The sequence below is a fragment of the Paraburkholderia ginsengisoli NBRC 100965 genome (assembly GCF_000739735.1).
Lineage (GTDB): Bacteria > Pseudomonadota > Gammaproteobacteria > Burkholderiales > Burkholderiaceae > Paraburkholderia > Paraburkholderia ginsengisoli.
Genome location: NZ_BBJF01000003.1, coordinates 218,244 through 230,388, shown reverse-complemented (window position 1 = coordinate 230,388; position 12,145 = coordinate 218,244). Strand labels below are relative to the sequence as shown.

The 12,145-nt window shown below is 58.9% G+C and carries 13 protein-coding genes, 2 tRNA genes and 1 pseudogene; 7 read left to right on the top strand and 9 right to left on the bottom strand.

Going from position 1 to position 12,145, the window contains the following annotated elements; translation table 11 throughout:
• Window positions 1-6: 6 nt before the first annotated feature.
• The 5 genes from BGI01S_RS02110 to BGI01S_RS02095 all read right to left on the bottom strand — a co-directional run bounded on the left by BGI01S_RS02110 (window position 7) and on the right by BGI01S_RS02095 (window position 3,231).
• Window positions 7-501, bottom strand: coding sequence for a hypothetical protein (locus BGI01S_RS02110; RefSeq protein ID WP_042321676.1), 495 nt, complete (start codon window positions 499-501; stop codon window positions 7-9).
• The gene (locus BGI01S_RS29190; RefSeq protein ID WP_232624392.1) at window positions 501-677 is read right to left on the bottom strand and encodes a helix-turn-helix domain-containing protein; all 177 of its coding nucleotides are present in this window, start codon (window positions 675-677) and stop codon (window positions 501-503) included. Before BGI01S_RS29190 ends, BGI01S_RS02110 begins: the two co-directional genes overlap by 1 nt.
• A 135-nt stretch (window positions 678-812) precedes the next feature.
• The gene (locus BGI01S_RS02105) at window positions 813-1,430 is read right to left on the bottom strand and encodes a hypothetical protein (protein WP_042321674.1); all 618 of its coding nucleotides are present in this window, start codon (window positions 1,428-1,430) and stop codon (window positions 813-815) included.
• Window positions 1,431-1,494: 64 nt separating this feature from the next.
• The gene (locus BGI01S_RS02100) at window positions 1,495-1,785 is read right to left on the bottom strand and encodes a hypothetical protein (RefSeq protein ID WP_042321671.1); all 291 of its coding nucleotides are present in this window, start codon (window positions 1,783-1,785) and stop codon (window positions 1,495-1,497) included.
• A gap of 108 nt (window positions 1,786-1,893) precedes the next feature.
• The gene (locus BGI01S_RS02095; RefSeq protein ID WP_042322551.1) at window positions 1,894-3,231 is read right to left on the bottom strand and encodes a tyrosine-type recombinase/integrase; all 1,338 of its coding nucleotides are present in this window, start codon (window positions 3,229-3,231) and stop codon (window positions 1,894-1,896) included.
• Window positions 3,232-4,890: 1,659 nt separating this feature from the next.
• On the opposite strand from BGI01S_RS02095, the gene BGI01S_RS30465 reads away from it, so the two are divergent.
• Both BGI01S_RS30465 and BGI01S_RS02085 read left to right on the top strand, forming a co-directional pair.
• Window positions 4,891-5,040 carry a hypothetical protein gene (locus tag BGI01S_RS30465; RefSeq protein WP_042321669.1) on the top strand — a complete coding sequence of 50 codons (150 nt, stop codon included), beginning with the start codon at window positions 4,891-4,893 and terminating at the stop codon, window positions 5,038-5,040.
• Between the two features lie 283 nt (window positions 5,041-5,323).
• Entirely contained in the window at window positions 5,324-5,920 is a 597-nt protein-coding gene (locus BGI01S_RS02085) for a chorismate mutase (protein ID WP_042321666.1), read from the top strand.
• Window positions 5,921-6,033: 113 nt separating this feature from the next.
• On the opposite strand, the gene BGI01S_RS02080 is transcribed toward BGI01S_RS02085, so the two are convergent.
• Window positions 6,034-7,185: an exonuclease domain-containing protein gene (locus BGI01S_RS02080; RefSeq protein WP_042321661.1), complete on the bottom strand. Its 1,152-nt coding sequence runs from the start codon at window positions 7,183-7,185 to the stop codon at window positions 6,034-6,036.
• A gap of 345 nt (window positions 7,186-7,530) precedes the next feature.
• Window positions 7,531-7,731 (bottom strand): annotated as a pseudogene (locus tag BGI01S_RS02075) (cold-shock protein); the annotation flags it as partial.
• A gap of 422 nt (window positions 7,732-8,153) precedes the next feature.
• Here BGI01S_RS02075 and BGI01S_RS02070 point away from each other — a divergent pair.
• From BGI01S_RS02070 to BGI01S_RS29180, 3 genes are all read left to right on the top strand, one after another.
• Window positions 8,154-8,396, top strand: a complete 243-nt coding sequence (locus BGI01S_RS02070) for a hypothetical protein (RefSeq protein ID WP_042321656.1) — start codon at window positions 8,154-8,156, stop codon at window positions 8,394-8,396.
• 536 nt (window positions 8,397-8,932) lie between these two features.
• Window positions 8,933-10,081 carry a porin gene (locus BGI01S_RS02065; RefSeq protein WP_042321655.1) on the top strand — a complete coding sequence of 383 codons (1,149 nt, stop codon included), beginning with the start codon at window positions 8,933-8,935 and terminating at the stop codon, window positions 10,079-10,081.
• A gap of 95 nt (window positions 10,082-10,176) precedes the next feature.
• The gene (locus BGI01S_RS29180) at window positions 10,177-10,458 is read left to right on the top strand and encodes a transposase (protein WP_167335622.1); all 282 of its coding nucleotides are present in this window, start codon (window positions 10,177-10,179) and stop codon (window positions 10,456-10,458) included.
• Window positions 10,459-10,530: 72 nt separating this feature from the next.
• On the opposite strand, the gene greB is transcribed toward BGI01S_RS29180, so the two are convergent.
• Complete coding sequence (gene greB, locus BGI01S_RS02055; protein WP_042321652.1) at window positions 10,531-11,100, bottom strand: transcription elongation factor GreB; 570 nt, start codon at window positions 11,098-11,100, stop codon at window positions 10,531-10,533.
• Window positions 11,101-11,221: 121 nt separating this feature from the next.
• Here greB and BGI01S_RS02050 point away from each other — a divergent pair.
• Window positions 11,222-11,298, top strand: a tRNA-Arg gene (locus tag BGI01S_RS02050).
• Between the two features lie 78 nt (window positions 11,299-11,376).
• A tRNA-Arg gene (locus BGI01S_RS02045) sits at window positions 11,377-11,453 on the top strand.
• An 88-nt stretch (window positions 11,454-11,541) separates the two neighbouring features.
• On the opposite strand, the gene BGI01S_RS02040 is transcribed toward BGI01S_RS02045, so the two are convergent.
• Window positions 11,542-12,030 carry a phage protein NinX family protein gene (locus BGI01S_RS02040; protein ID WP_042321650.1) on the bottom strand — a complete coding sequence of 163 codons (489 nt, stop codon included), beginning with the start codon at window positions 12,028-12,030 and terminating at the stop codon, window positions 11,542-11,544.
• Window positions 12,031-12,145: the final 115 nt, after the last annotated feature.

Genomic DNA, 12,145 nt, shown 5'->3' with positions numbered 1-12,145 from the left:
TCACCATCACGCGGCTCCCTGAATGTCGCCAAGCAACTCGGCAACGTCAATGCCGTGGTGCGCCGCGACCTTGCGCACGAGTGCTAGGCGCTCGTTCGGCGAGATGTTGAGCATGCGGGCGTAGGCCTCTGCGATGGCAAGATTGCCAGCTAGCGATCCCTTCGGCTGCGTGGCTTCGGGAGCCTTTGCGGGCTCAGCGAATGCGGACGCCGGGCAGTTGCGCACGGCGGTTTCGAGGCGACGCATAGCATTCCGCTCGGCGTTGCGGGCCACCTGAAGGGCGTCGTATGCCTTGCGCGTCGAGCGGCGAAAATTCGGATCGCTCGTCTCAAGGTAATCGATACCACGGCGCGTTTTGAAGCGCTCGCAAGAAATACCGTATTCATCGCGGGCACGGCGGCGCGCGTTTTTCTTGTGGATCAGGTCTGCTGCGCGTTGCGCGACCAATTCGGCGGTCCACGCCGGGCGTGCGGCGGCGTTCGGGGTTTTCTTTGCGGCCATTATTGATTCCCCGCAATCTGAGCGAGGGAGTCCGCAGGCCATAGCAAGCGGCCACCGCGTCCGGGCGAAAGCTTGATTGGTTTCACACCGAAGACATGCCCGTTCTGGCAGAAGCGCTTGTACAGAGTTTTCGGGCTCAGCCTCAGAAGTTCAGCAAGCTCAGCAGTCGTAAGCATCGGGCGGTCGCTTGCGACTGCGACAAGTTGGAGTGCTTTCATTAGTGTCACCGTTTTAGATTTAAGGTGACGCTATTTGATTACGCGAACCGTACCCCCTCGCAACCATACCCCCTCCCCCAAGTTGGGGGAGGGTCACTCGTACCCAATTTCCCGACTCCCGCGAAGGGCATCCCATGCCTTCTCGAATATGCTGTCAGTCATGCCCGTAATGACACCAACCAGCCGCCCCCGCACTTCCTTCTTGATCCCAGAGGGGCGGTTGTCTTTATTAGGAGGTAACTTGCGCGGGTCTTTATCAAGCTCTCGAATTGCGCGCAGCACTTCGAGTTGCCAATGACGCTGCCGTTGCGGTGGCGGCTTCTTATTTTTGCCACTCGACTGCGCATCAAGCAATTCCCCCAGCGCTTGGTCGTAATACGACGGGCGATTCGCAATTGCCCGTTCTTGAAGGACCCTGATGCCACGCAGCCGGGCGTAGCCCGCCAAATGGTCGAGCGACAGACGCGCACAAAGCTCGGCCTGCCGCCCAATTATCTGAGATAAATCGCCCAGGAAACTGGCGCGGGCACGTTCTTCGCGGACGCGCTCCGTGTTTGCGTGCGCGATATACTGCATCATCCATTGATGCGAGGTCTCTTGGGCGGACCTTTCCGGCGACTTTGCGGCGTACGCAGCATTCAATTGTTTCCATAGGTCGTACACGCCAATGTCCGTGTCGAACAAACCCAGTTTGATTTGAATTTCTTTCACAGCTATCCCATTTCAGGTATCGCCGGGCGGCGCGATGAAGCCCCGCGCTCGCTCGGCGCGGACACTATGCGGCAAACCCGTCGCGCAAGGCGATGACCGCAGCGAGAGCCTCTGCGTGCGGCTCGGCATTCTCCGAGTAGCCTCGGATCACCTCGAACAGGTCGCGCGAAATGCAGTCGCCGTCGTCGTGGCGGGCCTCATCGCCTTTCGCGTGTAACGCGCCAGCCAACGCGATGCTTGTGACCTTGCTTGCGACATCGTCGATGGTTTCGAGACGCGAGATGACGGCGGAAAAGAGCGCAGCGCGACGACCAGCCGGGTCGGTCGGGAGTTCGTTAAAATTGAAAACAGCCATGCTGGGACCTCCAATTTAGGTCTTGGTTTGGTTAGGCGGCGCGGGTGCTGACACACGACGCGCCGCCGCTTTTGCCCGATGCCGTCGGGCGGCGGGAGAAACCGTTTCTTACGTTGCTCCGTTGACCACACGCAAGCCCGGATTGGTCTGCTCCGGGTCGAACTGAATCCCGGCCTCCGCTAAGAACCATGCTTCGATGCGGGTGTTCCAATGCCGAAGTTGGTCAATCGAGCGGCGAATGTAATGTCGCTCTGCGACCGCAGACGGGGCATGCCCCATAATTTGAGCGCTAACACCAGCGGGCACCTCAACCCATTCGGTCAGACTTGCGAACGACCGGCGAAGGCCGTGAATCGTCAGTGGACCCAGCCCGGCTGCACTGAGTGCAAGGCTGTGGGGGTATCGCGGCTCCTCGATACGGCCACTCTCAGCCGTATGGCTTGAAAACACGAACTCATTCCTTCTCGGGAGCGCATTTAGCACGCTCGCTAGATACGCGCCGAGTGGAATGACTCGTCCGGTCACAGTCTCAATTTTGTCGCGCACGTGCATGGAACCCCAACGAAAATCCAAGTCTGACCATTTCAGTTGAGCCATTTCTTCACGGCGCGCGCCCGTCAGCAGCGTGGCCTGCAAATACGCACTCGCCACTGGATTGTCAAGCTGGCACACAGCCGAAAACCACGCGCCGAGCTGTTCGCGCTGAAGGCAATCACCTTGCTTCACATGACTCTTCGGGACTACGTCCTTGACGATTTTCGAGTCGCACACGCCATCCTGAACAGCCCCCTCGAATTCGTCGCGATGGGCGCACCAATGAACGAAAGCTCGCAGAAGACGAAAGGCGTGCGCGGCGTTCGCCGGACGCGCGCTTGCTTCCTCGCTCAGCCATGTGGCAATTTTCTTGGCGCTCAGGTCGGGAAGCTTCACGGCCATGAGAGGCGCTAGCGGCCCGCGCACCGTAGTTCCCTTCCCTCGCTTCAATTCCTCGCCGCCCGGCGCGGCCAGCGCCTTGTGGTCGGCGATATATCTTGGCGAACGCGGTTTGCCGGTCTTCGGACTAATGGACGTGGCGAGATAGACTAAGTACGCCGACCACGCATCGCTGACGAGTGCGGACTGGCGGCGCGCTTCCACCTTGCGGGCCTCGTGTGCGGCGCGCTGCTCGGCGGCTTCCTCACGCGGGTCCTTGCCAGCGTCAACGAGGCGCTTCAGGCGGCGCGCTTCGTCGCGCGCGTCATCGATACCCCAATCTCGCGGGTCGCCAATCGACATGCGCACGGTGCCGCCGCCCACCTTGCCTTGCCAGATGAAGGTGCGCGCACCCGCCGCCGTCGCACGCAGGCCCAAGCCGGACGCGCCAGAGTCCCATAGAAACGCCTGAGCCTTGCCATTGGGGCAGCTATGTCCGTTGATGCGCCCCGCCGTGAAATTGATTTTCGCCACCTTCCTCGCCCTCAAGACCAAGTTACGCCGGTTACATGTAACCGCCATGTAACCGCATCGTAGGGCAAACAATCAATTTCCGTCAAGTTTTTCATCGCCACGCGTGACCGCATACAATTGATTTTATTAGTTTTTTTACCATAAAGGCGAGATGCGTCAATAACGGTAAAGGTAATATTTCCCGCATTCGTAATGCGAAGGTCGGGGGTTCGATTCCTCTTTCCGGCACCATCAAGAATTTTAAGCAGTATCAGCTGTATCGAAACCCGCGTATATCCAAGTGATGACGCGGGTTTTTTGTTTCAGGTGTCTGTTCGCCTCTCACTCCAATCCTCCCAACCGTGGCAAGTGCGGGGCATGTCCAGCGGCTCGAACAAGCGGTGCCTCAAGGATCGGTTCGATTGGAAAGAGAACCGGCCCACCTTCGGCGACTAGCCACCTTCTCTCGCCGAAGTGCGCGACCGTCGCCAGACAGCAACGCGCCAAGTAGATGAAGGCATTCATTCGTCCCTTCACCCTCAAGAGTGCAGCTCTTCGCCCCAAATCGCCGCCGGCAACACTATTTGCAAAGTCAATTCGTCCAAGAAACCGCCCTGCTCACCCGCGAAAATTCTGCGGGTCTTGCGGCCGCGTTATTAGTAGATTGCGAGCCACGATAGAATCTTCGACAACCGCCGACGTAGTCCGCGTCGAGCCATACGCAGCGATCGCCTCCTGCGGCGCCGACGCAAACCAGGAGATTCGGCCGGCACACTCAATTCCGACCTGACGTCCGTTCCAGTAGACTGCGTTTTCCATTGCAAACTCTCCGAAGGGCGAAGACCGATATCTTCCGCGCGAGCCTTGGCGCGTCCGTGGGCCATCGCACGCCACGGGGCAGATAGCTGCTTTAGGCGTAGGTGGAGATTGCTGCGCGAGATGGCTGCCATCGGGCGACGAGGTTTTTGGCAACGGCGTGAGAGTGGCGCTGGGCGCAAAGGTGTGCAGGGATTGGCTTAGCCGTTTCGATCCGCCTGCATAAGACGCTGGCATTTTGTTTTCGCGCGACGTCCCCTCTTCAAACTGGTAGCTATGCGCGCTGCAGCTACGACAATGTTCCGCCTACGTTCCCCGTTTTCGAAGCGACCAGCCAGGCCTTCCAAGGTATCGAATAAGCGCCCCAACCATCCGGCCACATTCCATGCAAGCCAAGGATTGCTAAGGCTCGAAGAAAATCCTCAATAAATCTGGATTTTCGTCAACGAATCCATGAAGGCAATCGTTTACAACAGATTAGGGTCCGAATGGACGACGTGAACGCGTCGGTAATTAACGAACGTTCAGTCAAATATCGAGAAAATCCTCCCGATGCGGCAGCGCACAAATTCAGCGTGATTATTTACGTGAAGAATATGTGAAACCGTTCCGGGTAAACGAGAGGAGCGTCCGCTGAAGAATCGCTCTGGATAAGGCCGAGAGGGATCGACGAGGCGAGTGGGAGTGATTTGATTCGCACCGGATAAAAATCGGCGCGGCAACAGCAGGCAATAAATTCTATTGAAACCCTCTGTTGAAGTGTTGAGTTGTGCCGTTAAAGCAACAGAGAACATGTGACCGGCATCAGATACTGGTGCGAAACGGGGACCGAGGCAGATAATCGGTTCGTAAAGGAGAAAGATCATGGATGCCAAACCAACGAAGATTCCGACCCCGGATAAAGTCTTTTGCCCGGATCCGGAACCCGCTGGCGTCGAGTTTCTGGGTGCCGAGCTGCCCGAACACGTTCGCGCATTTTTCGACGAACAACGTAAGTCGTGCGACTCGAAGTAATTGAACAGTGGCGCGATGCAGCATCGACGTCCGCGCGCGCGACGCGCGGCGTAGGCACGCGCCCCATTAACCGTCGCGCGATCTGCCGGTGACGCCGAATCGGGTCGCCTGATCCACGCCTGCGCGCAGGTACTGGACCGCGGCCTTCGCTTGCGCGCGCCTTATCCATCGCGCAATGGAATCTCCCAGATACCCTCTCGCGTTCGGACAAAGCGCCCTCCCCACCCGGCATCATTTATCCTTCTGCTTTTCCTCAGCGGTCCTTCGGCCACGTCCATTTTCCATGAATCGTTCGTCTCGCTTTGGCGCATCATGCGCACTCGCGTTAGCCGCTTGCCTCGCATTCGCGCCCGCTCCCGCCGTCGCCGATGGCGACGACACGGCGCTCACCAATCTGATTGCGCTGGCTTCGCAGCGCCTCGCGCTCGCCGAGCCGGTCGCGCGCTGGAAGTGGGCCAACCATCAAGCGATTACCGACACGCCACGCGAGAACGCGCTGCTCGCCGACGTGGAGAAGCGCGCCGCAGCGGCGAACGTCGACCCGGCGTTCGCTCGTGCGTTCTTCCAGGATCAGATCGACGCGAGCAAGGACGTGCAAAATGCGCTGTTTGCCACCTGGCGCAGTACTCAGCCGCCGCAAGGGCCCGCGCCCGACCTCGCGACCAGCACGAGGCCGCAGCTTGACCGCCTGACGCAATCGCTCGTGACGGGTCTTGCGCGTGTGCAACCGCTTCGGACGGCGGACGACTGTCCGTCGCGCGTCGCCCAGGCGCTTGCCAACTGGAAGTCGCTGACCCGCTACGACTCGGCTCACTCGAACGCGCTGACTCGTGCGCTAGGTCATGTGTGCGAAACGGGCGGCGTGGGTGCCACCGGTTGATCCGATCGGCACGAAGGAGCGCGCCGCTTAAACCTGCGAACGCTGCATGCGACCGACGGTGATGTTCCGCGCCTGACTAAAACGTGCGTTGCTTTGAGAGACAGACCACCGCGTCAAACGAGACTCGACGCCGGCGTGTTGCTTGATACGCTCAATGCCATCACACGCAGACCGCGTGCAAGATGGCTTTGAAGGATGCGATACGTCGACAACTCGAATGGCCCGGCAACGCTCGACGCATACAACTCGGCCGCCTGCGCAAGCGACGGCGCATGCCCCACGTAGCGCCAGCGGTCAACGACATGAAAAGCGCGCGCCTGCGATGCCTCCTCGCGCTCCTCGAAGACGACCGGCCCCTGGAACGGCCAGGGCGCGTCGACCGGATCGCTTTTGGTGACGCGCGGCACGCGATTGTGGCCGGGACGCAGCGTCGCGATCCATTGCGCCTCTGCGAGCATCGCGCCCAATTCGCCGCCCGTCGCGCGCCACTCGACGCGCCGCACTTGCTGCGCGAGCCGAATGTCCTTCGACGAACGCCGCTCGCCTGTCAGATGCGAGCGCAACCGCTGACGCACACGCACACTTCGGCCGACATACAGCGGCAAGTCTTCCTCTCCATAGAACGCATACACACCACAACCGGCCGGCGCCGTGTCGAGCAGATCTTCCGTGATATCGCCGGCAAGCCGGTAGCGTCGCGTGGTGCGCTCGATCTGCGCGCGCAGCACGTCCAGCGGCACGAGGCCGTGCAGACGCTGCCAGAATTGCCAGATGAGATCGGCATCGGCGAGCGCACGGTGACGGTCGGACGGCACGAGCGCGTGACGCTCGACGAGCGCGTCCAGCCCGTGACGCTTTTCGGCCGGAAACAACGCACGCGACAGACGCACCGTGCACAACACATCGGGGTCGAACGCGAGCCCTACCCGGCGAAACTCGCCGCGCAGAAATCCGCGATCGAAACTGGCGTTATGCGCGACGAACAATTTGCCGTTCAGGCGTTCGAGCAGAGCTGGCGCGATCTCATCGAAGGTCGGCGCGCCGTGCACCATCGCGTTCGTGATGCCGGTGAGCTGCTGGATGAACGATGGAATGGGCTGCTGCGGATCGACCAGGCTACTCCAGCGCGACACGCCGGCGGCCCCCACTTCGACGACGCCGACCTCGGTAATACGGTGCTCACTGGTGGAACCGCCGGTGGTTTCGAGGTCGACGAAAACGATCGGCACATCTAGGGCCGGTTCAGACAAAAACTGTTCAGACATGGAAAGAGAGACTTTAGACGCGTGGCTTTGCGGCAGTATGCACCAGTTGAGCGTCGCGCACTCAGATCGCATCGCATTCATGCGGATGGGTCGCGATGAGGAAAAGAGGGTGTAGGGGTAAGCCGCAGCCAAGCTTGCGAAACTTGAAGGTTGTACCTTTATCTGGTGAAAACAAAAAATTTCGGCATTTTCATTTCCATGCCCGCATTTATTTCAAACCGAATCTATTTCATCCGCTAACCTTTGCGGCAATCTGCAATTGAAATACTCCAAGGCCAATAAAAAAGCCCTCGCACTCCGGTGAGGGCTCTCTGGCGTTCGGCGGTACAGCACACGCCGCACGGCTCACAGCGGTTGGATGTTCGCCGCCTGCTTACCCTTCAGGCCGGCTTTGACGTCGAAGGACACGCGCTGATTTTCCTTCAACGATTTGAAATCTTCCGCACGAATTTCCGAAAAGTGAGCGAACAGGTCTTCGCCACCCGCATCCGAAGTAATGAAGCCAAAGCCCTTAGCATCGTTAAACCATTTGACGACACCAGTTTCCCTCGATGATTTATCAAATTTGGCATTGCCCTACGTCGAATAACACCGCCGCTCCGGAGAGCCACGCCATATTCAGCAGGCTTCAACATTCAGAATTGGCAACTGAAATTCAGACTTGCCGTTATACGGGTAACAAAGAATCTCCATCAAGTAAATTTTTCGTATGCAGTTAGCACAGATCGAGCTAGGCGTTCACCCGTTCGCCGTAATTCCGTAGGCATATTCATTAACTACAGAATAAATAAATCCGTCAATATTGCTCAGTCACTTCCAAACACGCGCCGACGTGGGAATTTTTTCTTGAGGCTATAAGTAAATGTAACAAGAAATGTTTTTAGTAAGTGTTTGTCCGACTTGTTGCATCGCGTGGCCGGCAGGATGATCGGATCAGCCGTCGTAGTAATGCGTATCAGGAGATTGCCATGCTGCTCAATGAACTCCGCCGCCTTATCGTTTGGCTCACGCCTTCCCACGCAAAGCCCTCGTCCGATCAACCCGAACTAACCACGGATACCTCGTTCGAATTCGATCCCATGTGGCACGGGGATCACTGGCAAAACCTGCTGTCGTCCCCGATGGATGCGCGCCGCTATGTGATGGAAGACTGGAGCGTCTCGACAACGATCGATTGGAACGACCTGGACGGCGCCGCGCCGGCACATTGAACGGGATCTGGCGACGCTGGGCAATTTAGGGCAAAAAAAAGCGCGACTGAGAAGTCGCGCCGACAAAGGTTTGGAGATCTTTTTCGTCAACGAAAAAGTCTGCTTCGGAAAGCAGAACTTTTAGTATAGCGACACAGTCCGTTTCTATTATTCACACAATTAACAATCATCTATTGCAGTAATAACAACAATCCTCATTTCGATATTGCTGCGTTGTTTTTTTGCATCGTTTAGTGTCGCAAATGAGCAACGCGATCTCGCGTAAGCCATTCCCTGCTTCTCTCAATAACGCTGAAAGCCTTTATCTATAAGGCTCGAAGCGCGTTCGCACATCATTTCTGATCGCGTAATACTTTATTGCGGAAATCGGAACGCCCAATTCGCGAAGTGTCTCTCTACACTCTGCCTAACCGGAAACCAGCGCGATTTTGCTCGACGCGCTTTCTCACATGGCCTCGCCTCTCGCAGCACGCGCCCCGTGTGAAGGTCTCCCAAGCTAGGGTTCCAGATACATCTCTCGCTCTCGGAGTTACAAAATGAAGAAGACACTCATGGTCGCGGCCCTCACGGGCGTTTTTGCAACCGCCGCGCACGCGCAAAGCAGCGTGACGTTGTACGGCTTGATCGACGCCGGCATTACCTACACGAACAACCAGCATGGCCACAGCAACTGGCAGATGACGAGCGGCTCGGTGAACGGTAGCCGTTTCGGCCTGCGTGGCGCTGAGGATCTGGGCGGCGGCCTGAAGGCCATCTTCACTTTGGAAAACGGCTTCGGCATCAACGACGGCACGCTCAAGCAGAACAGCCGTCTATTCGGTCGTCAGGCTTTCGTGGGTCTGTCGAGCGACCAATTCGGCTCCGTCACCCTCGGCCGTCAATATGACAGCATGGTTGACTACGTCGGCCCGCTGGCGCTGACCGGTACGCAATACGGCGGCACGCAATTCGCGCATCCGTTCGACAACGACAACCTGAACAACTCGTTCCGCGTCAACAACTCGGTCAAGTACCAGAGCGCGAACTACGGCGGCTTCAAATTCGGCGCGTTGTACGGCTTCTCGAACCAGGCTGACGGCTTCGCCAACAACCGCGCATACAGCGCAGGCGCGTCGTACAACTGGGGCGGCCTGAATGTCGGTGCTGCTTACTTGCAATTGAACAATAACGGCGCGACCAGCGCGGCCGCTGCGTTCAACTCGGGTGGCGCAGTGTCGGGCGATAACACCTTCTTCGCTGCCCGCCAGCAAACGTGGGGCGCGGGTGCCAATTACGCGTTCGGCCCTGCAACGGTCGGCCTCGTGTACTCGCAAACGAATCTGTCGGGCCTCGCTGGCATCAGCCAGGGTGCGTCGGGCATCGCTGGCGGCGTCGGTTTCCCGACCAACAGCGCTCACTTCCAGAACTTCGAAGCGAACGCCCGCTACGCTCTGACGCCGGCTATCAGCATCGCCGGCGCGTACACGTACACCCGCGCGAATCTGTCCAGCTCGCATGTGCACTGGAACCAGTTCAACCTGCAAACCGCCTACGCATTGTCCAAGCGGACGGACGTGTACCTGCAAGGCGTGTATCAGGAAGCTAACGAAGGCTCAATCGTCGACGCCAACATCAATGGCCTGGGCGCAGCGTCGAGCAGCAACAAGCAAATCGCTGTGACGGCAGGTCTGCGTCACCGCTTCTAAGCTTCCCAAGCTGCGAAGTACTTGCAGTATCGAAGGCGCCGTTCGCGGCGCCTTTTTTTATGTCGCGCCAGACGACACTTTGGGGAGAAGACCAGATGGACCGGCTATCAGACGCCGAATGGGAGAAAATTCGACACCTGTTTCGGGCGGGCGCGCAAAGGCCCACTGGGCGCCCAGCCGCCGATTCGCGCGCCGTGCTCGATGCGATTCTGTGGATCGAACGCACGGGCGAGCGCTGGCTGTATCTGCCCGCCCACTTCCCGCCGCAACAGACCTGCTATGCCAAGTATCTGCACTGGAAGCGCAGCGGAACACTCGATCAGGTGCGCACGCTGCTCGCACATGCGCATGCGAGCGTTCACGCTCGTCCGCGGTAGCAGGACGGATCTCTTCGAAACAGTCTGATTCGCCCCACCTCACAGACCTCGAGGACGCGGCAACACATAGGCCTAACCGCCCGTATCGGGCGCAGGATACTTGACGTCGAGGATATCGATCGGCTGCGGACCGCCCGGCGTGTACAGCGTAACCGTATCGCCGATTTTCGCTTTGAGCAGCGCGCGCGCAATCGGCGAAATCCAGCTCACGCGCCCGATGTCCAGGTCGACCTCGTCGATACCGACAATCGTCACCGCATGGGTGTCGCCATCTTCCGTCGCATATTCGACGGTCGCGCCGAAGAAAACCTGGTCGACGTTCTCCTGCTTGCTGCTATCGACAACCTCCGCGAGATCGAGACGTTTGGTCAGAAAGCGGATGCGCCGGTCGATCTCGCGCAAGCGTCGCTTGCCATAGATGTAATCGCCGTTCTCGGAGCGATCGCCGTTCGACGCCGCCCACGACACGAGCTTGACCACTTCCGGCCGCTCAACGTCGATCAGATTCAGCAGTTCATCGCGCATGCGCCGGTAGCCGGCGGGCGTGATGTAGTTCTTGGTACCCGCGGGGATGTCCGGCTGGGCGACGTCGAGGTCGTCGTCATTCTCTTCACTCGACTCTTTGACAAAGGCCTTGTTCATGATGGTCCGTTAACTGCAGCAAACGACTGCCTATCAAGGGTACACGATCGGGCCCATGGGACAAATCGCAGTTACACCCTTCCATTTTCCAAAACCCTTGGCTATAATCTCGTTTCTGTGTGCGGCTGTAGCTCAGTTGGATAGAGTACTTGGCTACGAACCAAGGGGTCGTGGGTTCGAATCCTGCCAGCCGCACCAACTATTCGAGGGTTTCCCTGCGGGGCGGCCCGAACGTTTCACCCGGTTTCATTGCAGTAAGCATTACCCGTTTAGCGTGCGGCTGTAGCTCAGTTGGATAGAGTACTTGGCTACGAACCAAGGGGTCGTGGGTTCGAATCCTGCCAGCCGCACCACCTATGAAGGGCCTTCCGATCGGAAGGCCCTTTGTTTTTGTCCGGCACTTTTTAGCGCGAGGCAGTCCGCTCCGCTGCTCGCCGCTCGTTATCGTGGGGGCGACTGTATATCGCCAAGCCGCCCATCCGGGCTCGGCACGTCCTCGACAACGCCCCCCGCCGTTTGCTCGCCTATCAGCCGAATCCCATCGCCCGCCAGCGCCTGTGGCTCGCGCAGCACATCGTCTACGCTATCGCCGAAACGGCTTGTGACGAACGCACGCAGCAACGCCACTCGCAACGAGTCGCCCCGCCCTTCGACCGTCCGATGCCCGCCATGGAACTCCGCGACGCAATGCGCCGCGCCGCCTTCGGTCCGCTCACGCACTTCGAGCCGCTGTGCGCGCTCCAGCACCGTCGCGGCTGCCTCCCATGACGCGGACGGCGTGAAGCGTCCATCCCACGGACGACCACCGTCGTTGCCGCGAATCGAGACGGTTTCGCCGCTGTCGGTGAAATAGATTTCGCGCACAAAGTCGTGCAGGCTGCGGGCCACCCAGTAATCGAGCGCCAGGCCATTGAGGTCGGCTACGTTCATCAGCGTTCTCCCAGAGTTTCAGGTGAGACTCGCCGGTAGCCGGCACGTTCAGATAAGAACGGCGGACATTTGAAATCCGCCGGGTACGCATCAGGCGTGAAGAACTGCGCGTCGG

Excerpts from the sequence above, each read along its gene's own strand:
- BGI01S_RS02110 (WP_042321676.1), bottom strand. The coding sequence starts at position 501 with ATGGCCGCAAAGAAAACCCCGAACGCCGCCGCACGCCCGGCGTGGACC.
- BGI01S_RS29190 (WP_232624392.1), bottom strand. The coding sequence starts at position 677 with ATGCTTACGACTGCTGAGCTTGCTGAACTTCTGAGGCTGAGCCCGAAA.
- BGI01S_RS02100 (WP_042321671.1), bottom strand. The coding sequence starts at position 1,785 with ATGGCTGTTTTCAATTTTAACGAACTCCCGACCGACCCGGCTGGTCGT.
- BGI01S_RS30465 (WP_042321669.1), top strand. The coding sequence starts at position 4,891 with ATGGATGCCAAACCAACGAAGATTCCGACCCCGGATAAAGTCTTTTGC.
- BGI01S_RS02085 (WP_042321666.1), top strand. The coding sequence starts at position 5,324 with ATGAATCGTTCGTCTCGCTTTGGCGCATCATGCGCACTCGCGTTAGCC.
- BGI01S_RS02080 (WP_042321661.1), bottom strand. The coding sequence starts at position 7,185 with ATGTCTGAACAGTTTTTGTCTGAACCGGCCCTAGATGTGCCGATCGTT.
- BGI01S_RS02070 (WP_042321656.1), top strand. The coding sequence starts at position 8,154 with ATGCTGCTCAATGAACTCCGCCGCCTTATCGTTTGGCTCACGCCTTCC.
- BGI01S_RS02065 (WP_042321655.1), top strand. The coding sequence starts at position 8,933 with ATGAAGAAGACACTCATGGTCGCGGCCCTCACGGGCGTTTTTGCAACC.
- BGI01S_RS29180 (WP_167335622.1), top strand. The coding sequence starts at position 10,177 with ATGGACCGGCTATCAGACGCCGAATGGGAGAAAATTCGACACCTGTTT.
- greB (WP_042321652.1), bottom strand. The coding sequence starts at position 11,100 with ATGAACAAGGCCTTTGTCAAAGAGTCGAGTGAAGAGAATGACGACGAC.
- BGI01S_RS02040 (WP_042321650.1), bottom strand. The coding sequence starts at position 12,030 with ATGAACGTAGCCGACCTCAATGGCCTGGCGCTCGATTACTGGGTGGCC.